Source organism: Pseudomonas fluorescens (genome assembly GCF_041354075.1).
Taxonomy (GTDB): Bacteria; Pseudomonadota; Gammaproteobacteria; order Pseudomonadales; family Pseudomonadaceae; genus Aquipseudomonas; species Aquipseudomonas fluorescens_CE.
In genome coordinates this window covers 150,191-174,910 of the sequence record NZ_JARZGC010000001.1, presented here as the reverse complement: position 1 = coordinate 174,910, position 24,720 = coordinate 150,191, and the positions used below count along the sequence as shown (strand labels likewise).

At 62.0% G+C, this 24,720-nt stretch carries 25 protein-coding genes; 14 read left to right on the top strand and 11 right to left on the bottom strand.

Annotation, left to right across the window (positions count from 1 at the left end):
* The first annotated feature begins 107 nt into the window (after nt 1–107).
* Together QIW53_RS00850 and QIW53_RS00845 are read left to right on the top strand one after the other, a co-directional pair.
* Nucleotides 108–1,154, top strand: coding sequence for a class I SAM-dependent methyltransferase (locus QIW53_RS00850; protein WP_371047819.1), 1,047 nt, complete (start codon nt 108–110; stop codon nt 1,152–1,154).
* Between the two features lie 156 nt (nt 1,155–1,310).
* The gene (locus QIW53_RS00845; protein ID WP_371047818.1) at nt 1,311–2,138 is read left to right on the top strand and encodes an NAD-dependent protein deacetylase; all 828 of its coding nucleotides are present in this window, start codon (nt 1,311–1,313) and stop codon (nt 2,136–2,138) included.
* Between the two features lie 130 nt (nt 2,139–2,268).
* Here QIW53_RS00845 and QIW53_RS00840 read toward each other — a convergent pair whose 3' ends face one another.
* Nucleotides 2,269–3,168, bottom strand: a complete 900-nt coding sequence (locus QIW53_RS00840; protein ID WP_371047817.1) for a LysR family transcriptional regulator — start codon at nt 3,166–3,168, stop codon at nt 2,269–2,271.
* Between the two features lie 175 nt (nt 3,169–3,343).
* On the opposite strand from QIW53_RS00840, the gene QIW53_RS00835 reads away from it, so the two are divergent.
* From QIW53_RS00835 to QIW53_RS00825, 3 genes are read left to right on the top strand one after another with little or no spacing between them, the layout of a single operon-like run.
* Nucleotides 3,344–4,042 carry a CoA transferase subunit A gene (locus QIW53_RS00835; RefSeq protein WP_371047816.1) on the top strand — a complete coding sequence of 233 codons (699 nt, stop codon included), beginning with the start codon at nt 3,344–3,346 and terminating at the stop codon, nt 4,040–4,042.
* Nucleotides 4,043–4,078: 36 nt separating this feature from the next.
* Nucleotides 4,079–4,744, top strand: coding sequence for a CoA transferase subunit B (locus QIW53_RS00830; RefSeq protein ID WP_371047815.1), 666 nt, complete (start codon nt 4,079–4,081; stop codon nt 4,742–4,744).
* Nucleotides 4,745–4,755: 11 nt separating this feature from the next.
* Nucleotides 4,756–5,937 carry an acetyl-CoA C-acetyltransferase gene (locus QIW53_RS00825; RefSeq protein WP_371047814.1) on the top strand — a complete coding sequence of 394 codons (1,182 nt, stop codon included), beginning with the start codon at nt 4,756–4,758 and terminating at the stop codon, nt 5,935–5,937.
* A 117-nt stretch (nt 5,938–6,054) separates the two neighbouring features.
* Here the strand turns inward: QIW53_RS00825 and QIW53_RS00820 are convergent, their stop codons facing one another.
* The 3 genes from QIW53_RS00820 to QIW53_RS00810 form a co-directional block, all read right to left on the bottom strand.
* Entirely contained in the window at nt 6,055–7,377 is a 1,323-nt protein-coding gene (locus QIW53_RS00820; RefSeq protein ID WP_371047813.1) for an Nramp family divalent metal transporter, read from the bottom strand.
* Between the two features lie 76 nt (nt 7,378–7,453).
* Entirely contained in the window at nt 7,454–7,981 is a 528-nt protein-coding gene (locus QIW53_RS00815) for a DUF3833 domain-containing protein (RefSeq protein ID WP_371047812.1), read from the bottom strand.
* A gap of 10 nt (nt 7,982–7,991) precedes the next feature.
* Complete coding sequence (locus tag QIW53_RS00810; RefSeq protein WP_371048070.1) at nt 7,992–8,480, bottom strand: chalcone isomerase family protein; 489 nt, start codon at nt 8,478–8,480, stop codon at nt 7,992–7,994.
* 208 nt (nt 8,481–8,688) lie between these two features.
* Between QIW53_RS00810 and QIW53_RS00805 the strand changes: the two genes are divergently transcribed.
* Nucleotides 8,689–9,480 (top strand): hypothetical protein, encoded by a 792-nt coding sequence (locus QIW53_RS00805; protein WP_371047811.1) that lies wholly within the window; start codon nt 8,689–8,691, stop codon nt 9,478–9,480.
* A gap of 129 nt (nt 9,481–9,609) precedes the next feature.
* Nucleotides 9,610–10,173, top strand: a complete 564-nt coding sequence (locus QIW53_RS00800) for a hypothetical protein (protein WP_371047810.1) — start codon at nt 9,610–9,612, stop codon at nt 10,171–10,173.
* Nucleotides 10,174–10,176: 3 nt separating this feature from the next.
* On the opposite strand, the gene QIW53_RS00795 is transcribed toward QIW53_RS00800, so the two are convergent.
* The 4 genes from QIW53_RS00795 to QIW53_RS00780 all read right to left on the bottom strand — a co-directional run bounded on the left by QIW53_RS00795 (nt 10,177) and on the right by QIW53_RS00780 (nt 13,750).
* Nucleotides 10,177–10,893 carry an alpha/beta hydrolase gene (locus QIW53_RS00795; protein WP_371047809.1) on the bottom strand — a complete coding sequence of 239 codons (717 nt, stop codon included), beginning with the start codon at nt 10,891–10,893 and terminating at the stop codon, nt 10,177–10,179.
* A 140-nt stretch (nt 10,894–11,033) separates the two neighbouring features.
* Nucleotides 11,034–12,146, bottom strand: a complete 1,113-nt coding sequence (locus QIW53_RS00790) for a succinylglutamate desuccinylase/aspartoacylase family protein (protein WP_371047808.1) — start codon at nt 12,144–12,146, stop codon at nt 11,034–11,036.
* Between the two features lie 199 nt (nt 12,147–12,345).
* Nucleotides 12,346–13,125 (bottom strand): ABC transporter substrate-binding protein, encoded by a 780-nt coding sequence (locus QIW53_RS00785; RefSeq protein WP_201189027.1) that lies wholly within the window; start codon nt 13,123–13,125, stop codon nt 12,346–12,348.
* Nucleotides 13,126–13,315: 190 nt separating this feature from the next.
* Nucleotides 13,316–13,750 carry a rhodanese-like domain-containing protein gene (locus QIW53_RS00780; RefSeq protein ID WP_371047807.1) on the bottom strand — a complete coding sequence of 145 codons (435 nt, stop codon included), beginning with the start codon at nt 13,748–13,750 and terminating at the stop codon, nt 13,316–13,318.
* 99 nt (nt 13,751–13,849) lie between these two features.
* On the opposite strand from QIW53_RS00780, the gene ftrA reads away from it, so the two are divergent.
* Entirely contained in the window at nt 13,850–14,839 is a 990-nt protein-coding gene (gene ftrA / locus QIW53_RS00775) for a transcriptional regulator FtrA (RefSeq protein WP_371047806.1), read from the top strand.
* On the opposite strand, the gene cobF is transcribed toward ftrA, so the two are convergent.
* Nucleotides 14,808–15,563, bottom strand: coding sequence for a precorrin-6A synthase (deacetylating) (gene cobF, locus QIW53_RS00770; RefSeq protein WP_371047805.1), 756 nt, complete (start codon nt 15,561–15,563; stop codon nt 14,808–14,810). The genes ftrA and cobF overlap by 32 nt on opposite strands.
* Complete coding sequence (locus tag QIW53_RS00765; RefSeq protein ID WP_371047804.1) at nt 15,560–16,135, bottom strand: histidine phosphatase family protein; 576 nt, start codon at nt 16,133–16,135, stop codon at nt 15,560–15,562. Before QIW53_RS00765 ends, cobF begins: the two co-directional genes overlap by 4 nt.
* 545 nt (nt 16,136–16,680) lie before the next feature.
* On the opposite strand from QIW53_RS00765, the gene QIW53_RS00760 reads away from it, so the two are divergent.
* From QIW53_RS00760 to hglS, 6 genes are all read left to right on the top strand, one after another.
* Nucleotides 16,681–17,697 carry an arginine N-succinyltransferase gene (locus QIW53_RS00760; protein WP_371047803.1) on the top strand — a complete coding sequence of 339 codons (1,017 nt, stop codon included), beginning with the start codon at nt 16,681–16,683 and terminating at the stop codon, nt 17,695–17,697.
* 31 nt (nt 17,698–17,728) lie between these two features.
* Nucleotides 17,729–18,763: an arginine N-succinyltransferase gene (gene astA, locus QIW53_RS00755; RefSeq protein WP_371047802.1), complete on the top strand. Its 1,035-nt coding sequence runs from the start codon at nt 17,729–17,731 to the stop codon at nt 18,761–18,763.
* Nucleotides 18,764–18,914: 151 nt separating this feature from the next.
* On the top strand, nt 18,915–19,784 hold the full coding sequence (locus QIW53_RS00750) for an isocitrate lyase/PEP mutase family protein (protein WP_371047801.1): 870 nt from the start codon (nt 18,915–18,917) through the stop codon (nt 19,782–19,784).
* Between the two features lie 91 nt (nt 19,785–19,875).
* Complete coding sequence (locus QIW53_RS00745; RefSeq protein ID WP_371047800.1) at nt 19,876–21,330, top strand: flavin-containing monooxygenase; 1,455 nt, start codon at nt 19,876–19,878, stop codon at nt 21,328–21,330.
* A 22-nt stretch (nt 21,331–21,352) separates the two neighbouring features.
* Nucleotides 21,353–22,309, top strand: a complete 957-nt coding sequence (locus QIW53_RS00740) for an alpha/beta fold hydrolase (RefSeq protein WP_371047799.1) — start codon at nt 21,353–21,355, stop codon at nt 22,307–22,309.
* 110 nt (nt 22,310–22,419) lie between these two features.
* Nucleotides 22,420–23,805 carry a 2-oxoadipate dioxygenase/decarboxylase HglS gene (hglS, locus tag QIW53_RS00735; RefSeq protein ID WP_371047798.1) on the top strand — a complete coding sequence of 462 codons (1,386 nt, stop codon included), beginning with the start codon at nt 22,420–22,422 and terminating at the stop codon, nt 23,803–23,805.
* A gap of 127 nt (nt 23,806–23,932) precedes the next feature.
* Here hglS and QIW53_RS00730 read toward each other — a convergent pair whose 3' ends face one another.
* Complete coding sequence (locus QIW53_RS00730; protein ID WP_371047797.1) at nt 23,933–24,610, bottom strand: type 1 glutamine amidotransferase domain-containing protein; 678 nt, start codon at nt 24,608–24,610, stop codon at nt 23,933–23,935.
* Between the last annotated feature and the right edge of the window lie 110 nt (nt 24,611–24,720).

Genomic DNA, 24,720 nt, shown 5'->3' with positions numbered 1-24,720 from the left:
CACCCAGGACGCACGCAACGTCCTGTTCTCACCCACGACCACCGCCCAGAGCCAGATGCCCTCGAACACAGACCCTGGACCGTGATCCTGACAAAGGAGCACACGTGATGGACGAGGCCAGACTCAACGATTTCATGGGCAAACTGGTGAACGACATGGGCGGCGCGGCCATGCTCGCCAACGTCATACTCGGCGATGAACTCGGGTTGTACCGGGCGATGGCGGACAGTCAACCGACCAGCCCCGAAGCCCTTGCCGAAAAAACCGGCTGCAACGCCCGCCTGCTGCGCGAATGGCTCAGCGCCCACGCCGCCTCGGGTTACATGGAACACCGCGATGGCCAGTTCCGCCTGCCCGAAGAGCAGGCCCTGGCACTGGGCATCGAAGACTCGCCGGTCTATGTGGCCGGCGGCGTGGGGGTAGTTGCGTCGTTTTTCCACGACAAGGACAAACTGCTCAAGGCCATGCGCGGTGATGGCGCCCTACCCTGGGGCGATCACCATCCGTGCATGTTCAGTGGCACCGAGCGGTTTTTCCGCCCCGGCTACCGCGCGCACCTGGTGGCCGAATGGCTGCCGGCGCTGGACGGCGTGGTGGCGAAACTGCAGGCCGGGGCCAAGGTCGCGGACATCGGTTGCGGGCATGGCGCTTCGACGGTGATCATGGCCCAGGCCTTTGCCAATTCACGGTTCGTCGGCTTTGATTACCACGCGCCTTCGATCACCGTCGCCACTCAGCGGGCGGAAGAAGCTGGCGTGTCCGAGCGGACGCAATTCTTCCAGGGCACGGCGAAGAACTACCCCGGCAACGACTATGACCTGATCTGCTATTTCGACTGCCTGCACGACATGGGCGACCCGGTGGGCGCGGCACGCCACGCCTACGAATCGTTGAAACCGGACGGCACCGTGCTGCTGGTGGAACCCTTCGCCAACGACCGGCTCGACGACAATGTCACTCCGGTTGGCCGCTTGTTCTACGCGGCCTCGACCTTCATCTGCACCCCTAACTCGCTGTCCCAGGAGGTCGGTCTCGGGCTCGGGGCCCAGGCGGGCGAGGCGCGGTTGCGCAAGGTGTTCAGCGAGGCCGGGTTCTCGCATTTTCGCCGGGCCACTGAAACGCCGTTCAATTTGATTCTGGAGGCGCGCAAGTGACCCACCTGTGCAATCACCTCAAATAGGGAATGATCCTGGACAGTAGGAGCGAGCTTGCTCGCGATGGACCTGAACACAGCGCGGTGTGTCAGGATGACCGTGTTATCGTTCACGATCTTCGCGAGCAAGCTCGCTCCTACAGGTGGGTGTTCTGCCATGCCGAATTTGCCTGACCGCCTTGTACGCCTCATGGCCGACCAGCCGTTCGCGGTCCTGACCGGGGCCGGGATCAGCACCCCGTCGGGGATTCCGGACTACCGTGACAACCAGGGCGTGCGTCGGGGCCGGCAACCGATGATGTACCAGGAGTTTCTTTCCGCCCCTGAATCCCGGCGCCGTTACTGGGCGCGGGCCATGCTCGGCTGGCCAAGGGTGCGCCTGGCCCAGCCGAACGCCGCTCATCAAGCCCTCACCCTGCTGCAAGGCACGCAACAGATCAGCGGGCTGATCACCCAGAACGTCGACACCCTGCACGACCAGGCCGGCAGCCGCGATGTGATCGAACTGCACGGCAGCCTGCACCGGGTGCTGTGCCTGGACTGTGGGCAGCGCAGCGAGCGGGATTCGATCCAGAAAGTCATGGAGGCGCAAAATCCGTATCTGGCCGGTGTCGATGCCGTGCAGGCCCCGGATGGCGACACCTTGCTCGATCCCGCGTTCGAGGCGCGCTTCCAGGTCCCGCAATGCCCGCACTGCGCCGGTGAACGGATGAAACCGGACGTGGTGTTCTTCGGCGAGAATGTGGCGCAAACGACAGCGGTCCAAGCCATGGCGGCGGTCGAGAAAGCCTCAGGGCTGCTGGTGGTGGGGTCGTCGTTGATGGCTTACTCGGCCTTCCGCCTGTGCCGGGCGGTGGCGGATCAAGGCAAGCCGCTGATCGCGATCAACCTGGGCAAGACCCGGGCCGATGACCTGCTGGACCTGAAGATAGAAGGGTCTTGCGAGCAGCTGTTGCCGTTGCTGGTCCAGAGACTGTCTACTTAGCCCCTGATACAACCGGATCTAAAATGTGGGAGCGGGCTTGCTCGCGAAGGCGATGTGGCTGTCGACAAATATGTGGCTTGACCCACCGCATTCGCGAGCAAGCCCGCTCCCACATTTTGATCGGGTTTCTTCAGCCCGGCATCCGCGCCCCACAGTTTTCCTCCTTGAGAATATCGAACAACGCCTGCGCCGCCGCCGACAGCTCGATGCCCGGCTTGGTCAACACGCCGATCGCCCGTTCCACCACCGGGTCTCGCAGGGTGATGCACTGCGCGCCCAGTTCGCGCATCTGCCCGGCGCACAACGCCGGCACCGCGCTCACCCCCAGGCCGCTGGCGACCATCCGCCCCACCGTCGCCAACTGATGGCTCTCGAACTCCACCGGCAACTTCATCCCCCGCGCCTGCAAGTGCTCCTCGAGCATCACCCGCACGGTGGAGGGTCGTTGCAGGGTGATGAACGGCTGTTCGAGCAGCGTCTGCCAGTCGATGTCCTGCCGGGATGAAAAGGCTGAATCCAGCGGCACCACCGCGACAAACCGGTCGCGGTACAACGGCGTGAACTCCAGCGACGAACTCATGGTGGGCTCGAACGCCACCCCCAGTTCGACCTGCCGATCACGCACCAGCTCCAGCACCTGCTCGTTGATCACGTCGTTCACCGTGACGTTGACCTTGGGGTAGCGCGCACGGAAGGTCTTGAGGATCGGCGGTAACAGGTTGCCGGCAAAGGACGGCATCGCCGCCAGGGTCACCCGCCCACGTTGCAGGGTAAAACGCTGGCGCAGCTCATCTTCGGCATTGTCCCAGTCGGCTATCAGGCGTCGGGCCAACGGCACCAGTGCTTCACCCTCGGCGGTCAGCGCCACGTTGCGCGTGTTGCGGGTGAACAGGCGCCCGCCCAGCCCTTCTTCCAGCGCCTTGATGGTCAGGCTCAGCGCCGATTGCGAGAGGTGCAAGCGCTCGCAGGCGGCTGCAAAGCTCAGGCTCTGGGCCACCGCCAGGAAGGCGCGGATCTGCTTGAGGGTCATGGTCGCGATGCTCCCGTTGTAAGCTGCAAGCGCCAAGCTGCAAGATTGAAGCAGCGGTTTATTGAGATTTATTAATCAATTGAACGCAAAAATCAACTTAACAAATGAATAAGACGGCGAGACACTCAAACCCATACGGCTAGCCAGCCGCCCATCAAGAATAAAAGAGGTGCATATGGCAGGTTTCGACAAGCGCGTGAGTTCCTACGAGGAAGCACTGGCAGGTCTTGAGGACGGCATGACCGTGATCGCCGGCGGCTTCGGCCTGTGCGGGATCCCGGAAAACCTGATCGCCGAGATCAAGCGCAAGGGCACACGCGACCTCACAGTGGTTTCCAACAACTGCGGCGTCGACGGTTTCGGCCTCGGCGTGCTGCTGACCGACCGCCAGATCAGCAAGGTAGTGGCCTCCTACGTCGGCGAAAACAAGCTGTTCGAAGAGCAACTGCTCAAAGGCGAAATCGAAGTCACCCTGACCCCGCAAGGCACCCTCGCCGAAAAAATGCGCGCGGGCGGCGCCGGCATCCCGGCGTTCTTCACCGCCACCGGCGTCGGCACCCCGGTGGCCGAAGGCAAGGAAGTGCGCGAATTCAAAGGCCGCAAGTACCTGATGGAAGAATCCATCACCGGCGACTTCGCCATCGTCAAGGGCTGGAAAGCCGACCATTTCGGTAACGTCATCTACCGCCACACCGCCCAGAACTTCAACCCGCTGGCCGCCACCGCCGGCAAGATCACCGTGGTCGAAGTCGAAGAAATCGTCGAACCCGGCGAGCTGGACCCGGCGCAGATCCACACCCCCGGCATCTACGTCGACCGGATCATCTGCGGCACGTTCGAAAAGCGTATCGAACAGCGCACCGTGCGTAAGTGATCCCCTGCCCCCGGACCGAATGAAGGAATAACAACAATGGCACTTTCCCGCGAACAAATGGCTCAACGCGTCGCCCGCGAAATGCAGGACGGCTACTACGTGAACCTGGGCATCGGCATTCCGACCCTGGTGGCCAACTACATCCCCGAAGGCATGGAAGTCATGCTGCAATCGGAAAACGGCCTGTTGGGCATGGGTCCTTTTCCTACGGAAGAAACCATCGATGCCGACATGATCAACGCCGGCAAGCAGACCGTGACCGCGCGCATCGGCGCGTCGATCTTCTCCTCGGCCGAGTCCTTCGCCATGATCCGTGGTGGCCATGTCGACCTGACCGTACTGGGTGCCTTCGAAGTCGACGTGCAAGGCAACATCGCCTCGTGGATGATTCCCGGCAAACTGGTGAAAGGCATGGGCGGCGCCATGGACCTGGTGGCCGGCGCCGAGAACATCATCGTCATCATGACCCACGCCTCCAAGGACGGTGAGTCCAAGCTGCTGTCCCAGTGCAGTCTGCCGCTGACCGGAGCCGGCTGCATCAAGCGGGTGCTGACCGACCTCGCCTATCTGGAAATCGAAAACGGCGCGTTCATTCTCAAGGAGCGTGCACCGGGCGTCAGCGTCGAAGAGATCGTCGCCAAGACCGCCGGTAAACTGATCGTGCCAGAGCACGTTCCGGAAATGCAGTTCGCTGCCCAGTGAGGAATCATTCCATGCAAGAAGTCGTCATTGTTGCCGCCACGCGCACCGCGATCGGCAGTTTCCAGGGTTCGCTGGCCAATGTGTCCGCCGTGGACCTGGGGGCCGCCGTGATCCGTCAGTTGCTGGCGCAAACCGGCCTGAACCCCGCCGAAGTCGATGAAGTGATCATGGGCCAGGTATTGACCGCCGGCGCCGGGCAGAACCCCGCGCGCCAGGCCTCGATCAAGGCCGGCCTGCCCTTCGCCGTTCCCGCCATGACCCTGAACAAGGTGTGCGGCTCGGGCCTCAAGGCCTTGCACCTGGCCACCCAGGCGATTCGTTGCGGCGATGCCGACGTGATCATCGCCGGCGGCCAGGAAAACATGAGCCTGGCCAACTATGTGATGCCCGGCGCCCGCACCGGCCTGCGCATGGGCCACGCGCAAATCGTCGACACCATGATCAGCGATGGCCTGTGGGATGCGTTCAACGATTACCACATGGGCATCACCGCCGAAAACCTGGTGGAAAAATATGACATCAGCCGCGAGCAGCAGGACGCCTTTGCCGCCGCCTCGCAGCAGAAAGCCACGGCCGCGATCGAAGCCGGGCGTTTCGTCGATGAGATCACCCCGATCCTGATCCCTCAGCGCAAGGGCGATCCGCTGTCCTTCGCCACCGACGAGCAGCCACGGGCCGGCACCACCGCCGAATCCCTGGGCAAACTCAAGCCAGCCTTCAAGAAAGACGGTTCGGTGACGGCGGGTAACGCGTCCTCGCTCAACGATGGCGCCGCCGCGGTGATCCTGATGAGCGCGGAAAAAGCCAAGGCCCTGGGCCTGCCGGTGCTGGCGAAAGTCGCCGCTTACGCCAATGCCGGCGTGGACCCGGCGATCATGGGCATCGGCCCGGTGTCGGCCACCCGCCGATGCCTCGAAAAGGCCGGCTGGTCCATCGATCAACTCGACCTGATCGAAGCCAACGAAGCCTTCGCCGCCCAGTCACTGGCCGTGGCCAAGGACCTGGAGTGGGATCTGGCCAAGGTCAACGTCAATGGCGGTGCCATCGCCCTCGGTCACCCGATTGGTGCGTCGGGCTGCCGCGTGCTGGTGACCCTGCTGCATGAAATGATCAAGCGCGACGCCAAAAAAGGTCTCGCCACCCTGTGCATCGGTGGTGGTCAGGGCGTGGCCCTGGCGCTGGAACGGGCGTAAGCCCACCGCGTTCGACAGGCGGCGCGGGGACCCACGAAGATCCGTCGCCGTCTGGCAAAACACCCGGTGCACCTTTTGGTGTCACCGGGTTCTTTTTGCTTTGCGTAAAAGCGGGGCTCAATCAACAAAAAACTGCAGGATCAGCCAACTGTTCGCCCCACTGATCACCACGAACAACCCCCAGGTCAACACCCGCGTCGGCAGGCGATTCACGAATGGCCCCATCAACTGGCGATCGTTGGTCATGCGAATCAGCGGGTACAGGGCAAATGGCAGTTGCAGGCTCAACACCACCTGACTCAGCACCAGCAATTTTCCGATGGCATTGTCGCCCATCAGCCAGACACCGATGAACGCCGGAATCAGCGCCAGCCCCCGTGTGATCAAGCGCCGCTGCCAGCAGGGAATCCTGAGGTTCAGGTAACCCTCCATGATCACCTGGCCGGCGATGGTGCCGGTGAACGTCGAGCTCTGACCGGACGCCAGCAAGGCGACGCCGAACAACACACTGGCCAGCGCCCCGCCCACCAAAGGGTCGAGCAGGTGGTAGGCATCCTGAATGTCCACCACGTCGGTGTGCCCGGTCTTGTGGAAAGCCGCCGCCGCGAGAATCAGGATGGCCGCGTTGACCAGCAGCGCCAGCGCCAGGGAACCGATGGTGTCGATGCGCGCCAGCTTCACCGCGTCCTGCTTGCTGGCGAGGTCTTTGCCGATCATCCGCGTCTGGATGATCGAGGTGTGGAGGTACAGGTTATGCGGCATCACCGTGGCACCGAGAATGCCGATGGCCAGGTACAGCGGCGCAGCGTCGCCGATGGCGGACAGTGACGGTGTGAAGCCTCGGGCAACCTCCGGCCAGTAGGGTTTGATCAACAGCAGTTCAACGAAGAAGCACGCGCCGATGGTGCCTACCAGCACCAGCATGATCGCCTCCAGTCGGCGAAAACCACGGTTCTGCAAGGCCAGCACCAACAAGGTGTCGAATGCGGTGAGGGCAATGCCGACGGTCAGCGAGCAGCCCAGCAGCAGATGAAACGCCAGCGCGCAGCCGAGCACTTCGGCGAGGTCGGTGGCGATGATCGAGATTTCCGCCAGCACCCATTGGGTTCGTGCGGTCCGGGTGCTGTAGCGTTCGCGGGACAACTGCGCCAGATCCCGTCCCGTGGCGATGCCCAGGCGTGAACAGAGGCACTGCACCACCATCCCCGCCAGGCTCGCCAGCAGCACCACGAACAACAGGCTGTAACCGAACCGCGAACCGGCTTCGATGGCGGTCGCCCAGTTGCCCGGGTCCATGTAGCCGATGGAGACCAGCAGACCCGGGCCTGCGAAACGCAGGGCCCGCTTGAAGAATGACGCACGAGGATCGACGGCGACACTGCCCGCCACCTCGGGTGGACAAAACGGCGCGGTGGCGATTTTGGGCAGACTGAATTTCACACACACATCCAGAAACAAGTGGAGTGGCGCAGCTTAGACGTTTCAGTCCCATCGCCCAAGGGGAAATCGAAGCGTGTCAGGCACCGTGGCGGCGGAAAAATATCGTCACCTGGCCCACTTCAAAGCCGAACTTGGTCATCGCCGTGCGATTGGCCAAGGTGTTTTCATCCATCAGGTACATCCAGTCATCCATGTGCACGTCATACACCTTGCCGTCCACCGGCAGGCTCAGCACGTAGCGCCAATGCAGCGCGTTGCCCGCAGATTCACCGCCGGCCTCTCCCACCACGTCGCCCGCTGTGCCGCGCCAACGGCCAGGGCCATCCGGGCGTACAGTCCAGACACGGGTCTGTTTCGTGCCATCGCTGTAGGTAAAGTCCTCATGCATGATCAGATTCGGCCCCTCCATCCGGCTGTTGATCAGCACGTGAAAACGCTTGACCACTTCCCCCGAACGCTTCTGGAACATGCCCCAGCCGTCCACTCGACCGACGAAGAAGCCGGGCATGTCGAGCCGGGGATTCTGCCCTTCGTAATGCTGCACATCGACGCCACCACAACCGGCCAGGCAGACAAACAACACCATCAGCAGTCTCTTGAGCATGATCGAATCCTCAGTCTTTGGCATTGCCCAGCAACTGCTGGCGCAAATCGGGATTGCGCGTGCGCGGGTCGAGCCAGATCGCAAAAAAAACCCGGGCGAATTGCGGGTCCTTCACTTCGTGCTGCCGCTGCTGGCCGACATAAAACTGTGCGCCCTGCCCCGGCAAATACACGCCGGTGATGCGCGTACCGGCCTGAACATCGACGAACGACCGCTGCATCTGCACCTTCCACTCTTCAAGTTGCCAGGCGCTCACCGATGTGCCGGACAACCGCTGGATTTCATCGACGCTGGCCTGCACCAGGTCTTCACGGCTAATGCTGCGCTGATAAATCAGTTCCAGAGCGAAGGGTTGATCCAGCGTCAATGGCCGCGCCGCGCTCCAGAGCCGAGCGTTGTACACGTCGAAACCAAACACCCGAAACTCACCGGTGCCGATGATCCGCGCACCGGGCACGACCTCCTGCCACGCGGCCAGCGCGTGTGTGCCCCACGCCATCAGGAGCAATGAAACACTGAGCTGTCGGCACCATCCTGATGGGTTCATGGGGTTCACCCATTTTCGATTATCTTCTGAAAACTTATACGCGAAACATGTTTTTGTACAATTATTCAGACAGATATTTTTGTATACAAAAATATTGATAATTGGCGTAATTCCTCGAGCTCAATGCTAACGTGGTCCTTCATCCAACCCGGAGGTGCATGTGCTGTTGCTCAAATTGCTGGTGATTCCCGGATTTCTCCTGCTCATTTCTCTGGCCGGCAAGCGCTGGGGCCCAAGCGTTGCCGGTTGGTTGTCGGGGTTGCCGGTGGTGGTGGGACCGATTCTGTTCTTCCTCGCTATCGAGCAAGGCGAACTGTTTGCCGCCCATTCGGCAACGGCTGCGTTGTCGGCGATGGTTGCGATGATCGCCTTCTGCGTCACTTACGCTCAGGTCGCGCAACGGGCCGGGTGGCCGTGGGCGCTGGGGGTTTCGTTGCTGGTCTGGGCGGTCATCGCCATGGCGCTGTCGCTGATTGCACCGTCGCTGATGTTCTCGGTGATCGCCGCTGCCACCGCACTGCTCGCGGCGCCGTTCCTGTTCCCCAGCGTGCAGCCGCAGGTTTCAGGCCCGGCACCGAAGTCCGATAGATTGCTGTTGCGCATGATCGCCGGTGCACTGCTGACCCTGGCGGTCACGTTGCTGGCGAGCACGGTCGGCGACCGCTGGAGCGGTCTGCTCGCGGTGTTCCCGGTGCTGGGCAGCGTGATGGCCGTGTTTTCCCAGCAAAGCCGTGGGCCGGCGTTCACCGCCGCGTTGTTGCAGGCCACCGCGACCGGGATGTACTCGTTTGCAGCGTTTTGCCTGGTGGTGGCGCTGGCACTGCCCGGCATGGGCCTGAGCGGGTTTGCCCTCGGCGTCGCAGTGTCCGTGGCGATGCTCGGCGTCACCCGACGGTTGCTGGCCAAATCAGCCAATCCCGGGACCAGGCCTTCGACGGCGTCGAACGAATGACCCCTCATCGCGTCGCGCCAAACCAGCGCTGCCCGGGAACGCCACCCAACCGTCCGTTAGCCCGCGCTGGATGCTTCACAACCTCCATGGGATGATCGCCCCCCACCGCGACAACCCTGGAGATTGCGAATGTCACTGTTGAGTAAAAAAGCCGTTGTCCTGCTGCTGGCGATGGCCAGCCTGGGGGCTATGGACGCGCAGGCTGCCAAGGCCGCGGCCAAGGACGCGCCGCAGAGCGTGTCGATGCTGGGCAACAAATTCAAATTCACCCTGCCCAAGGGGTTCGTCGCCAATCCCCTGCCACCCGATGCGACGGGCGCAACCGGCACGATGTACACCAACGAAACCACCAAGACCGTCGTGATTGCGGCTGAGAACACCATCCCCGGTGGGGTCAACGCCAAGGACAACGACGGCGAGTTCCTCGACGCCACGGCGGCCGACTTCACGACCCAGCAAGCCAAGGCCCTGCCGGATTTCACCCCGCTCAGCGAGAAAAGCATCACGCAGAAAGGCACCGGCTTGGGATTGCGGCAGATCGACAGCACCGCCACCCAGGGCGGCGGCAAAACCCTCGACACTACGCTGATGGCCGCCTCGGGTACGCGCATGGCGCTGATTCAGGTGATTTCCCGTCTCAGCGACAATGCCGGCCACGAAGCGCTGGTCAAACAAATCGTCTCGGGCAAGTAAGGCTCAAGGGTTGAGGCGCTGCAACCAGGCGCTCAAATCCTGCATTTCGGTGGCACTGATGGTGTGGCCGACACCCGGGTAGGCGTGAAACTCGGGCTTGAGTGACAACCCTTTCAAGAGGCTGTCCGCCTCGGTGCCATCGTTGAATGGCAGGCGCTTGTCCGCCGTGCCATGGCCGATGAAGATTGCCAGTGACTGACGTTTTGCATCGGGTTTGAGCTCGGACCTGAGCACCGGCAGAATCCTGCCACTCAACGCGGCGATCCCGCCAACAGCCTCGGGGCGACGCAGCGCCACTTCGTAGGACATGATCGCGCCCTGACTGAAGCCCACCAGGTAAACCTTGGCCGGTTGCGTGTGATATTTCTTTGCAGCCTGTGCGACGAAATCCAGCAGCACCTGGCCGCTGGCCTTCAGGTCATCGGTCTCACCGTTATAAGCCCCCTGGCCTTTTTGGCGAAACCATTGATAACTGCCTTCTTCCATCACGATCGGCGCGCGCACCGACAGGTAGGTGTATCGCGCCGGCAGCTCATCCTTGATGCCGAACAGGTCCTGCTCGTTACTGCCGTAGCCGTGGAGGAAAATCACCAGGGGCTGGTTGACGGAATCGGCATTGGCCTGTTCCAGGTACTTGAGCGGCAGGTCGGAGTGCAGCGGGGTTTGGGCGTGGACGGCGGCGGACGCCAGGAGCGTCAGCAGAGCAAGCAATTTCAACATGAGCCTTCCTTCACAAAGCGCAGGATTCGGGTCAAAGCCTAACACCGTGAAGCTGGCAGGGGGTTTTCGCTGTGGCTGAAGCCGTCATCGCCAGCAGGCTCGCTCCCACAGTGTGGCGCGATAGCCTGCTCGCGATTCAGTCAGTCGTTGATCAACTTCCCGACCCGAATGGGCTCGCGGCCTGCGACCTTCGCCTGCCAGGTGCCCGGCTGGGTGTAGCGCCCACGATCGATGGCGAACAACACCCCGCTGGTTCCCGCACACACGGTGCTGACCTTGTCATTCAGCGGATCGACCACTTCAAACAGCGCATCGCCCTGCTCGACCCATTCACCGGCCTCGCGCAGAAAACTGACCACGCCATGGTGCGGTGCAAACAGGTATTGCGTGCCTTCAAACGGCATTCCTTCACAACACTCATCCGGTGCCGCCGGCCACTCACCCCGGATGAACCCCTGCTCGGCGAGGAACCCGAGAATCGCTTCGCAGTTGGCCTTGGCCTGATCAACGCGGGTGTCACCCATACTGCCCAGCTCCAGAGTGGTCGCGAGGTTGGCCGGGGGAATCGCTGCCTCGGGGAACGCCCGGGCCAGGCGCAACCAAGGTGCGGAGCAGGACTCGTCAAAAGAGCTGCCGCCGGAATCTTCACACAACAGCGCGACACCGGCCTTCAACCGCGCCGCCAGTGACTGCCACTGTGGCCAATGCTGCGGCAAGGCATAAATATGGATGGCCGCATCGAAGTCACAGTGCAGATCGAGCGTGATGTCGGCATCGCAGGCGTGGCGCAACAACAGGCGGTGCAGGGCTTCCAGCTGCGAGGCAGGTGCAGGCAGGTCGTCGAGCACCTGGGTCATGGTCTGCCGGATCAGTGCAACATTGGCCTGGGCGTCGGCGCCCAGGCGGTCACCGATCAACTGCGCGACCGGCGCGCTCAATTCCACGAACGAACGATTGAAATTCTTGCCGCTGCCGAGTTCGAAACGGCCCATGTGACTGCCTTGCAGGTGCTGATCGAGGCCGATGGGGTTGGCCACCGGCACCAGTTCGACCACGCCTTGCAGGTGCCCTGAAGCTTCGAGTTCGGCCAGGCGTTTTTTCAGTTCCCAGGCGGTGCGCATGCCCGGCAGCTCGTCCGCGTGCAGGCTGGCCTGGATATAGACCTTGCGTGCACCCGTACCGTAACGAAACACGCTGAGGGTCCGTTCGGTGCCCAGGTGGCTCCAGGGTAGCGGGTGGTCGATGCGTTGCATGGGCGAACTCCTGATACTTGAAAACTTCGAGATGACCTGTGGGAGCGAGCCTGCTCGCGAAGCCGTCGTGTCAGTCAATCGCGATGTTGAATGCACGAATGTCTTCGCGAGCAGGCTCGCTCCCCAGAGTTCTCATTCTGGAACCAAAACAAAAAAAGTGGCCACCGCGTCAACGGAGGCCACTTTTTCCTACGGCAGATTAATGGCCGTAAACGTCGAAATCGAAATACTTGTCCTGCACTTGCTTGTACTTGCCGTTGGCGCGGATTTCAGTGATGGCGGTGTTGAATTTATCCGCCAGCTCCTTGTCACCCTTGCGCACCGCGATCCCGGCACCGCCGCCGAAGTACTTGGCGTCTTCGTAGGTCGGGCCGACAAAGGCAAAGCCCTTGCCTGCGTCGGTTTTCAGGAAACCGTCGTCGAGGTTGACCGAGTCCGCCAGCAAGGCATCCACACGGCCAGAGACCATGTCCAGGTTGGCTTCCTGCTGCGAGCCGTAGCGCACCAGCTCGATACCGGCCGGGACCAGCACTTCGGTGGCGAAACGGTCATGGGTACTGGCGCGCAGCACACCGACTTTCTTGCCCTTGAGCTCGGTCAGCGGGTCCTTGATGTCGGTGCCGGCCTTCATCACGAAGCGCGCCGGGGTGTGGTAGTACTTGATGGTGAAGTCGACGTTTTTCTTGCGGTCGTCCGTAATGGTCATGGACGACAGGATCGCGTCGATCTTCTTGACCTTCAGCGCCGGAATCAGGCCATCGAACTCTTGCTCGACCCAGGTGCATTTGACTTTCATCTGCTCGCACAGCGCGTCGCCGATGTCGACGTCGAAACCGGTGAGTTTGCCGTCAGGGGTTTTCATCGAGAATGGTGGGTAACCGGCTTCGATACCGATGCGGATCGGCTTGGCGTCATCGGCCACAGCGGTCAGGGACAACATCGACAGTGCCAGGGCACCGAACATCACTAGCTTCTTCATTTATAACTCCCGTGTACGGAGGCTTTTATTGGCAGCATTCGATTGGTCGCTTTCGGTCAGCGCTTTTTTATGGGTTACGACCGAAGTGGCGGGCAGTCTAGAGCGGCTTTACACGGGCAAATTGTGCATAGGCGACAAATACTTATAAAAAAGGCGAGCGAATCTTCCAGCGGATTCGCCCGCGTCCGGTTCAGCAATCGCAGCCAATCGTCGTCGCAACTGACCGCTGGACCTGGGCGCTCAATGCAAACCCTTCGTCCAGCCAACCGGTCATACCACCGATCATCTCCTTGACCGGGTAACCGAGCGCCGCCAGTTTCACAGCCGCCTTGTTGGCACCGTTGCAGTGGGGGCCGGCGCAGTAGACCACGAACAGGGTGGAAGTCCCGTAGCCTGCCAGCCCTTCAGCCGTCAGCAGGTGTCCCGGCAGATTGATCGCCCCCGGTACATGGCCACGTTCGAACGCCAGCGGACTGCGCACATCCACCAGGACAAAATCCACCTCCCCCGCCTGCTGGCTGCCGTAGACGTCGGAACAGTCGGTTTCAAAGGTCAGGCGGTTGCTGAAATGCATCAGGGCAATGGCCGAGGGCGCGGCGGGAATCTTGCGGACCAGGCTGGTCATGGGCGGTACTCCAGGATTTGTGAAGGCGAGAAGACTGTATCCGGCGCTGACTTGCGGCTAAAGTGGCGCACAAGACACTCACCGGGAACTTTCCGCCAAATGCAGCACAGCCCTGGAACCGTCGCCATTCTGGTCTACGACGGCCTCTGCACATTCGAATTCGGGATTGCCGTGGAGATCTTCGGCCTGGCGCGGCCGGAATTCGATTTCCCCTGGTATGAACATTGTATTGCTGCCGTCGATCAGGGCCCGATGCGCGCCATGGGCGGCATCCAGGTGCTGGCCGATGGTGGCCTGGAACTGCTGGCCGAGGCCCGGACCATCATCATTCCCGGCTGGCGCGACCGCAGCGCCCCGGTGCCCGACCTGTTGATCAGCGCCCTGCGCCAGGCCCATGCCCGTGGCGCGCGGTTGCTGTCGATCTGCTCGGGGGTGTTTGTGCTGGCCGCCACCGGCTTGCTCGATGGCCACGGCGCCACGACCCATTGGCGCTACACCACGGAACTGGCCGAACGCTTTCCCAACGTACGGGTCGATCCGGACGTGCTCTACGTCGACTCGGGCCAGTTGATCACCTCGGCGGGCAGCGCGGCGGGCATCGATGCCTGCCTGCACCTGGTGGCACGGGATTTCGGCACGCAAGTGGCCAACAGCGTGGCGCGGCGGCTGGTGATGTCGCCGCAACGCACCGGTGGCCAGGCGCAGTTCATTCCGACACCGGTCAGCCCGACGCCGCGCAGCGATTTGTCGCGCGTCATGCAGTGGGCGCGGGAGCGCCTGCACGCGCCGCTGGAAGTACGCGACCTGGCCGGCGAGGCGGCCATGAGCGAAAGAACCTTCCTGCGCCGATTCACCGAAGCCACCGGCCTGCCCCCCAAAACCTGGCTGCAACATGAACGCCTGGCACGGGCCCGTGAGTTGCTGGAAAGCACGGGCAAAACCACCGAGCAGGTGGCCGGTCAGTGTGGTTATCGGTCGGTGGAGAGCTTTCGAGTGGCGTTTCGCACGGTGGTCGGCGTGCCGCCGTCGGTGTATCGGGAGCGCTTCGGGCGCGGGGTCAGGGCTTGCGCAACAGGTAGGTATCCATGATCCACCCATGGGCCTCCCGCGCCGCCTTGCGCACCCGCTCGATCTCGTCCGCCACATCCTCGAGCCGGCCACTGATCAGCAGTTCATCCGGCGTGCCCAGGTAAGCGCCCCAGTAAATCTGCGTCTCGCGATCCGCCACCTGCTGGTAGGCATCTTGCGCATCGAGCATCACCACCAGGTTATCGGCATCGCTCACCTGCCCCGCCGCCAGCCGGCGGCCTGTGGTGATTTCGATCGAGCGGCCAATGTTGTTCAGCGGCACCTTGTGCTGCGCCGCCAACGCTTGAACGCTGGTGATGCCGGGTATCACTTCAAATTCGAACACGCATCGCCCCGATGCGAGAATCGCCTGCAGGATCCGGATCGTGCTGTCGTACAACGCCGGATCGCCCCACACCAGGAACCCGCCGCACTGGTCGTCGGACAATTCGTCATTGATCAGGCGCTCAAAGGTGGATTGCTTGGCCAGGTTCAGCGCCTCTACGCTGCTCGTGTAGTCCACCTCTCCGCGCTCACGCTCCGGACTGTGCGCTTCGACAAACCGGTGAGCGTGATCCGTGATGTAGCGGTCGCAGATCTCGCGCCGCAGGTCGATCAGTTGGTCCTTGCTCTGGCCCTTGTCCATGAGGAAAAAAACGTCGACCCGGTTCAACGCCTTCACGGCCTGCACGGTGATGTAGTCGGGGTTGCCGGCACCGATGCCGATGACCATCAGTTTTTTCATGAACAGGGGTCCTCAAGGTTCGTACCTGGCAATCGCAGGCGCCAGCGTCCGTTGAACCGCAGTTCGATGGCGGACAGGGGTTCAACATCGATCAGGTTGAATGCCGGGCTGTGCAATACGCGAGTCAACGCCGCGCGTATGACAAAGGGATGAGTAATGGCGACGATCCGTCCCGGTGTCGCTTCCAGGGTCTCGAGCCATGCCCCCACCCGCTCGACGAGCTGTGCCACCGACTCGCCACCGTGGGGCGCCGCCTGCGGATCATCGAGCCAGGCCTGCAGAGCTTCGGGCTCGGACCTTTGCAGATCACCCATCCGGGCACCCTTCCAGCGTCCGAAATCACAGTCCCTCAACGCCTCGACGACCATCCCGTCGCTGCCGAACAACACGGCGGTCTGGCGGGCGCGCAGTTCCGGGGCGGTGAACAGACGCGGCGTTTCCTTGAACTGAAGTGACAGGGAACCGCTCGCCGATTGCCAATCCATTTCCACCGGTTCATCCGTAGGAAAACGCGCCAATTTTTGTGCGACGGTTCTAGCGTGGCACAACAGAGTCAAACAGGTCGACTGCACGAAACGTCTCTCGATTCAAGGAAAAGCCACAGCACGAGGCCATCAATCATGGGCCATTGTGCCGCAAGAAGGGTCACGGCGGGGGCTTCGCTGCACATTGAAAAGATACGCTTGCCGGCTACAAAAGAGCGATCTCCGACAACCTTGTCAGCCGAGGCCTACAACACTGACCGACATCCGTGTAACCCAATGCTGACGGGCGTTTCGCCCCCTGTTAATGCAGTAAAAGACCTGGCAAAAATTCACTAGACAGGGGCCGCAGGTTAAATAAATACTGCTGTAACGGATTATGAAAGATAAACAAAACTCTCATCCAGCAGGAGCCCGGATGCCCTCTTCCAGCGACCCGCACCACCGCCTCCAACACGATGCCAACGCCGTTCGAGCGTTCAACACAGCGGTGTGTGGACATCGTGCTGCTTCATTGAATAACTGATTGATAAAGAGCGGAGCTGGACCAGCAGCCGCCGATTCAACGCGTGGAAACCGACAGTGATAGTCAGGTTCGTGCCGAGCGCCGGACCCTTTGATACAGGAGTGCATCCATGCTGGTCATACGCCCAGTGGAGTTAACGGACCTGCCGCAGTTGCAACGACTGGCTCGCGACAGCCTGGTCGGCGTCACGTCCCTGCCGGACAATGCCGAACGCTTGCGCGAGCGAATCCTCGACTCCTGCAGCTCGTTCGATCAGGACGTCCAGACCCATGGCCCGGAGAACTACTTCTTCGTCCTGGAAGACCCGGCAACCCGGCACCTGGCCGGCTGCGCGGAAATCCTCGCCACGGCCGGTTTCGACGAACCCTTCTACAGCCTGCGCAACCGCCATTTCACCAGTGCCTCGCGGGAGCTGAACATCGAGCATGGCGTGCCGGCACTGTCGCTGTGCCATGACCTCAACGGCCACACCCTGCTGCGCGGCTTCCACATCGATGCGGCGCTGGCGCGATCCCCGGCTTCCGAACTACTGTCCCGGGCGCGACTGCTGTTCATCGCCGCCCATGCCCGGCGCTTTGCCGAAGCAGTCATTACCGAAATCGTCGGCTACAGCGACGACCAAGGTCACTCGCCCTTCTGGGACGCGTTGGGCAAGCACTTCTTCGACCTGCCCTACGCCGAAGCCGAACGCCTCTGCGGGCTCGAGAGCCGGGCGTTTCTCGCCGAACTCATGCCGCAATACCCGATCTACGTACCGATGCTGCCCCAGCCGGCACAAGACTGCATTGGCCGCATCCACCCCGATGGCCAGGATGCCTTCGATATTCTCGAACGCGAAGGGTTCGAGACCAACAGTTACATCGACCTGTTCGACGGCGGTCCGACCTTGCACGCGCGTCTGACCGACATCCGCTCCATTGCGCAGAGCCAGACCGGCACCGTCACCCTGAGCGATGCCATCGACGCGCGGGGCAGCTACCTGGTCAGTAACGATGCGTTGAAAGGCTATCGTGCCATCGTCGCCGATCTGGACTACCGCGCCGGACACCCCGTGACGCTGAGCGCCGCGATGTGCGCCGCCCTGAACGTGAGCGATGGCAGCCCGGTGCGGGTGATCGCCCTGTGAGCGCTCGATCGCCCGTGGAAGGGAGCGCACCATGATTGTCCGTCCGGCGCAAATCACTGACCTGCCCGCCTTGTTGGCATTGGCGCGCCAGGCCGGTCCGGGGTTGACCGCCCTGTCGTCCAGCGAAGAGCGCCTGACCCATCGCCTGCGCTGGACACAACGGGCGTTCGCCGGCCAGATCGAGCGGGCCGACGCCGACTACCTGTTCGTGCTCGAGGACGACGACCAGCAAGTGTTGGGCATCAGTGCCCTCACGGGGGCCATCGGGCTGCGCGAGCCCTGGTATAACTACCGTGTGGGGCTGACAGTGAGTTCATCGCCCGACCTGGGCATCCAGCGGCAGATCCCGACGCTGTTTCTCAACAACGAGATGACTGGCCAATCGGAAATCTGCTCGTTGTTCCTGCGCCCCGACCAGCGCCAGGGCAGTCACGGCCGGTTGCTGTCCCTGGGGCGCCTGTTGTTCGTCGCCGAGTTCCCGCACCTGTTCGGCGAAAAACTCATTGCCGAGTTGCGTGGCAGAGCCGATGAACAAGGTTGTTCGCCCTTCTGGGACAGCCTGGGTCGGCACTTCTTCAAGATGGATTTCACTCACGCCCATCATTTGTCGGGTCAGGGCAGCAAGCCCTTCATCGCCGAACTGATGCCCCGCCAGCCGCTCTACACCTGCCTGCTCACCGAACAGGCCCAGGCGGTAATCGGCAAGGCCCACCCCAACACCGAGCCGGCGCTGAGAATCCTCACCGCCGAAGGCTTTACTCACGAAGGCTACATCGACATCTTCGACGCAGGCCCCGTGATCGAGGCTCCCTTGGCGAAAATTCGCAGCGTACGCGACAGCCAGGCGCTGGTACTGGCCATTGGCACCCTGGACGATCAGGCGCCAATCTGGCTGATCCACAACCGCCGCCAGGAAAACTGCCGTATCACCGCCGCCCCGGCGCGGTGTGTGGGCAGCAGCCTGGTGGTCGACCGGCTCGCCGCCAAACGCCTGCAATTGCAGCCCGGCGATTCGGTTCGCGCGGTGCCCTTGCTTCGGCCGCAGGCGCAGGCGGTCGCCGCGTGAGGCGCCCGCCCTCTTGCACGAGAAGGCTATCAAATCAATCGTCCTGCAAATTCGTCATCATGATTGCCCCCGTTGCGTGATAGCCTTTTAGGTCTTCGGCGTTGACACTCTTGCTCAAGCCTTTCCATTCCTTTGTATTGGTGGAACTTATATGTCCAGGCTTTCCCATCAGGATTTGCGCCGTAACTTCCGTGAACTGTTCGCTTCCAACAAGTGCTACCACACCGCATCGGTCTTCGACCCGATGTCGGCACGCATCGCCGCGGACCTGGGTTTTGAAGTGGGGATTCTCGGCGGATCCGTGGCCTCGCTGCAGGTCCTGGGTGCCCCCGACTTCGCCCTGATCACCCTCAGCGAATTCGCCGAGCAGGCCACCCGTATCGGTCGTGTCGCCCAGTTGCCGTTCATCGCCGACGCCGACCACGGCTACGGCAACGCCCTGAACGTGATGCGCACCATCGTCGAGCTGGAACGCGCCGGCGTGGCGGCCCTGACCATCGAAGATACCCTGCTGCCGGCGCAATTCGGCCGCAAGTCCACCGACTTGATCGGCGTCGCCGAAGGCGTCGGCAAGATCCGCGCCGCCCTGGAAGCCCGGGTCGATACCGAAATGGCCATCGTTGCGCGCACCAACGCCGGGATCCTGCCGGTGCAGGAAGTCATCAGCCGCACACGGCAATACCAGAACGCCGGTGCAGACGGTATCTGCATGGTCGGCGTACGGGACTTCGATCACCTGGAGCAGATCGCCGAGCACCTCAGCGTGCCACTGATGCTGGTCACCTACGGCAACCCGCTGCTGCGCGACGACAATCGCCTGGCGGAACTGGGGGTGCGCGTGGTCATCGACGGTCATGGCGCCTACTTCGCGGCCATCAAGGCGACTTACGACAGCTTGCGCGAGCAACGGCAGATCTTCACCCAGGCGTCCGACCTGAACGCCACGGAGCTGACGCACACCTACACGCAGCCCGAGGAATACATCCGCTACGCCGAAGAGTACATGAGCGTGAAGGAATAACGCCCGCCCCCACAAAAGGAGGTACGCAGCGCCGCAATGATTGGCTATACATGAAGAGGCCAATCATTGGACAACAATAAAAAGGACGGCCATGCAGACATTCCTGGTGTTGATCATCGGCAGCGGTTTTGGCGGTCAGTGCGCGGCCGTCAATTTGCTCAAGGCCGGGATCGATGATTTCCGGCTGCTGGAGCGGCGGGACTTTTTCGGTGGCACCTGGTGCCAGAACACCTACCCGGGCGCCGCGGTCGATGTGCCCTCGCCCCTTTATTCGTTGTCCTTCGCCCCCTATCGCTGGACGCAAATGTTCGCCGGCCAGGCCGAGCTGCACCGCTACACGCAGCATGTCGTGGACAGCTTCGGCTTGCGCGACAAGGTGCAATTGCAGGCGGATGTCGAGCGTGTGGAGTGGGATGACGAGGCCAGACACTGGGTCGTGCACACCGCCGGCAAGGGCACCTTCCACGCCCGGTTCCTGATCAACGCCACCGGTCCGTTGAGCCAACCCGTCATCCCGCACTTCGAGGGCCGGGAACGCTTTCAGGGCAAGACGTTTCACACAAACAACTGGGATCACACCTACGATTACCGGCAAAAACGTGTCGCCATCGTCGGCAGTGGCGCCAGCGCCGCCCAGGTGATCCCGGCCATTGCCCCGGACGTCGAGCATCTGCACGTGTTCCAACGCTCGCCGCATTGGGTGCTGCCACGGGCCGACCGTGTCTTCGGACCGGTGCAGCGCTGGCTGCTGGGCGTGAAACCGGCGTACAAGCTGTTGCGCTGGATGATCTACTGGCAGTTCGAAACCCGGGTCATCGCCTTCAAGTATTCGAAACCGGCGATCCGCCTGGTCCAGCAACACGCCTTGCGCTTCCTCAAGCGACAAGTGCCCGATCCACAGTTGCGACAAAAACTGACACCGGATTACGCCATCGGCTGCAAGCGGGTCATCGTTTCCAGCACCCTCTACCCGGCCCTGGGCCGCGCCAACGTCACGCTGCACAGCCGCGAACAGGGCATCGCATCCATCGACGAAACCGGCATCAATACCCAGGATGGACAGCACATCGATGTAGACCTGATCGTCTGGTCCACCGGTTACGATGCCACTGACGGAGTGATCTCCTACCCGGTCAGCGGAAAAAACGGCAAGCAACTGCGAGACTTCTGGGCCACCTATCCTCGGGCGTACCTGGGCACCAGCCTGCCGGACTTCCCCAACCTGTTCATCGTCACCGGCCCCAACACCGGCATTGGCCACACATCGGCACTGTTCATCATCGAATCGCAGATGAACTACATCCTCGATTGCATTCGCACGGTGAAAAAACAGGGTTTGCGCAGCATCGAAGTTCGCCCCGAGGCAGAACGTACCTACACTGAAATGATCCACCGGGAGATGGAACGCACGGTGTGGAAGTCCGGTGGCTGCCACAGTTGGTATCAAAGCAGGAGTGGGCATGTGATCGCCATGTTTCCCGGGTTCAGTTTCAGCTACCACCAACTGACACGGGCACTGAAACCTGCCGATCACATTCTGTCCTGATCAGAGAGAAGGGAGACACCTGATGCTTTTGCTGGTTGTCGTGATTGCAGTTTTCATCGCCTGGAGCTGGTTGAGCTACCCGGCCATCGGTTACTGGCTCTATGACCTGAACATGGCAATCGAGGCCAAATTGTATCGGCTGCACAAGATTGTCGTGCCGATCGCCGAAATGACGGTGTCGACCTGGCAAGGCGGCCCCTATGAAGCCTCGAGCAGTGTGCTGATGCTGCATGGCTACAGCGCCGACAAGAACATCTGGCTGCGTTTCGCCCGGCATTTTGTCGGCACTTACCGGGTGATCATTCCCGACATCGCCGGGCACGGGGAAACCGGGTTCAAGGCCGGTGGCGGTTATGACATTCCCTTGCAGGCCAAGCGCATGATCCAGTTGCTCGACGTCTGCGGTGTCGAGAAGGTGCACGTGATCGGCAACTCGATGGGCGGCTACATGGCGGCGTGGCTGGCGGCGACCTATCCGGAGCGCATTGCATCGGTCGCCCTGATCGACCCGGCCGGGGTCACCGCCCCGGTCCCAAGCGATCTGGAGCACCATTTGGCCAAGGGACATAACCCGTTCCTGATCAACTCCCGGGAAGAATTCCGGCGTTTCTATGCCATGACCATGGCCGAGCCGCCATGGGTCCCCGGCGTGGTGCTGGACGCCATTGCCCAGCGCTACGAACAGTCCCGTGATGAACTGGAAGAAATCTTCAGGGACTTTCGCGCCAGCCCGCCCATGGAACCGAAGCTGGCCGAGATCAAATGCCCGGCGCTGTTGCTCTGGGGGCGCAAGGACCGCCTGATCGACGTCAGCAGCGTGGCCATCTGGAGTAAAGGCATCGAGGACCTGCGGGTGGAAATCTGGGAGGGCGTGGGGCATATGCCCATGGTAGAGGCACCAGCGGGTTCGGCACGGTTGTATCGGGAGTTTTTGGCATCCCAACGCCTGGAGAGCCCGCAGGACCAGCGCATGCATTGATCGATCAGTCCTTGGCAGAATGAAGTTCATCAGATTCTTCGTTTGTCGGCGTCGCCCAAGGCTGCGATCTTTCTGCACATCCTTCCCGTCACTGCGCCTGGAACTTCTGCATGAGCCACTCGAACTTTGTCAGCCCCGACCTGATCCGCCAACGCTTCTCCAAAGCGATGTCCGACATGTATCGCAAGGAAGTACCGCTGTACGGCGCGCTGATGGAGCTGGTGGAGCAGACCAACCGCCACGTGCTGGACAGCGACCCGCAAGTCGCCCGGCAATTGAACAACACCGGTGAAATCCAGCGCCTGGACATGGAGCGCCACGGCGCCATTCGCGTTGGCACGGCCACAGAACTGGCCACCCTCGCCCGGTTGTTCGCCGTCATGGGCATGCAGCCGGTCGGTTATTACGACCTCACCCCGGCCGGCGTTCCGGTGCATTCCACCGCCTTTCGCGCGGTGCACGAAGAGGCGCTGCAGGTCAGCCCTTTCCGGGTGTTCACCTCGCTGCTGCGCCTGGAACTGATCGAAGACCGGGAACTGCGCGCCTTTGCCCAATCGATCCTGGACAAGCGCTCGATCTTCACGCCGATGGCGCTGACGCTGATCGACCGTGCCGAAGCCGAGGGCGGACTGAACGAAGAGGATGCCGAGGCGTTTGTCCTGCAGGCACTGGAAACCTTCCGCTGGCACCACAGCGCCACCGTGACGGCCGAACAGTACCGCCAGCTCAGCGCCCAGCATCGCCTGATTGCCGATGTGGTGGCCTTCAAGGGTCCGCACATCAACCACCTGACGCCTCGGACACTGGACATCGACATCGTTCAGGCGCAAATGCCGGCCCATGGCATCACGCCCAAAGCGGTGATCGAAGGACCGCCGCGCCGTCAATGCCCGATCCTGCTGCGCCAGACCAGCTTCAAGGCACTGGACGAGCCTGTCGCGTTCACCGATCAAGCCGACAGCCACGGCAGCCACAGTGCCCGCTTCGGCGAGATCGAACAACGCGGCGCCGCCCTCACCCCCAAGGGACGGGCGCTCTACGACCGTTTGCTCAACGCCGCCCGCGACGAACTCAAGGACTTCCCCAACGAAGCCAATGCCGCACGCTACAACGCATTGATGACCCAACACTTCGGCGAATTCCCTGACACCCTCGATGGCATGCGCCAGCAGGAACTGGCGTACTTCCGCTATGGGGTCACGGAAAAACGCCTGGCGTCAGGGGAGCGACGTGCCATGACGCTGGACGAGCTGCTCAGCCTGGGCTACGTCAGCGCGCAACCGTTGGTGTACGAAGATTTTCTGCCCGTGAGCGCAGCGGGGATTTTTCAGTCGAACCTGGGGGATGCGGCGCAAGCCCATTACGGCCAGCATTCGAACCAGCACGCGTTCGAACAGGCGCTGGGACGAGCGACCCTGGATGAGCTGGCGTTGTATGCCGAGACCCAGCGACGCTCGATCGAGGCGTGTTTTGAGGCGTTGGGCCTGAACCACTGACGCAGGGCGTTCTGTAGGAGCGAGCATGCTCGCGATGGTAGCTCGGACAGCGCTGGCATCCAGACAGTCCACGTCATCGTTAACGACCATCGCGAGCATGCTCGCTCAGTGAGGGGGGTTGACCGCTTTACTTGAGCTTCGCCAACAACGCCTGCGCCGCAGCTTCGGACGATGCCGGGTTCTGCCCGGTCAGCAGCAAGCCATCAGTCACCACATAACTCGCCCAGTCATCGCCCTTGGAATACTCCCCGCCCTTTTCCTTGAGCATGTCTTCCACGAGGAACGGGACCACGTCGGTCAACTGCACCGCCTCCTCTTCGGAGTTGGTAAAGCCCGTGACGCGTTTTCCCTTGACCAGTGGCTGACCGTCCGCCCCTTTCACATGGCGCAATACCCCCGGCGCATGGCAGACCAGCGCCACCGGTTTGCCTGCCTGATACAGCGCCTCGATCAAGGCAATCGAAGTCTGGTCCTCGGCCAGATCCCACAGCGGACCATGGCCACCGGGATAGAACACCGCATCATAATCTTCAGCGCGCACGCTGCTCAGCAATGCAGTGCTGGCCAATGCGGACTGGGCGGCAGAGTCCTTGCGAAAGCGATCGGTGGCAGCGGTCTGTGCATCCGGTTCGTCGCTTTTGGGGTCCAGCGGTGGCTGGCCGCCCTTGGGCGACACCAGCGTCAGCTGCGCGCCGGCGTCCTTGAAAGCAAAATACGGTGCGGCGAACTCTTCCAGCCAGAAGCCGGTTTTCCTACCCGTGTTACCCAATTGATCGTGGGACGTCAAAACCATCAGGATTTTCATGTCGCGCTCCTTGAATTCAGGGAATGTGTTCGGCGCAGGATTCGACCACCCCGCAGCGCCGTTCGTTGCAACGGGTCAACTCATTGAGGGCATTCCGCCTGATGTGCAAA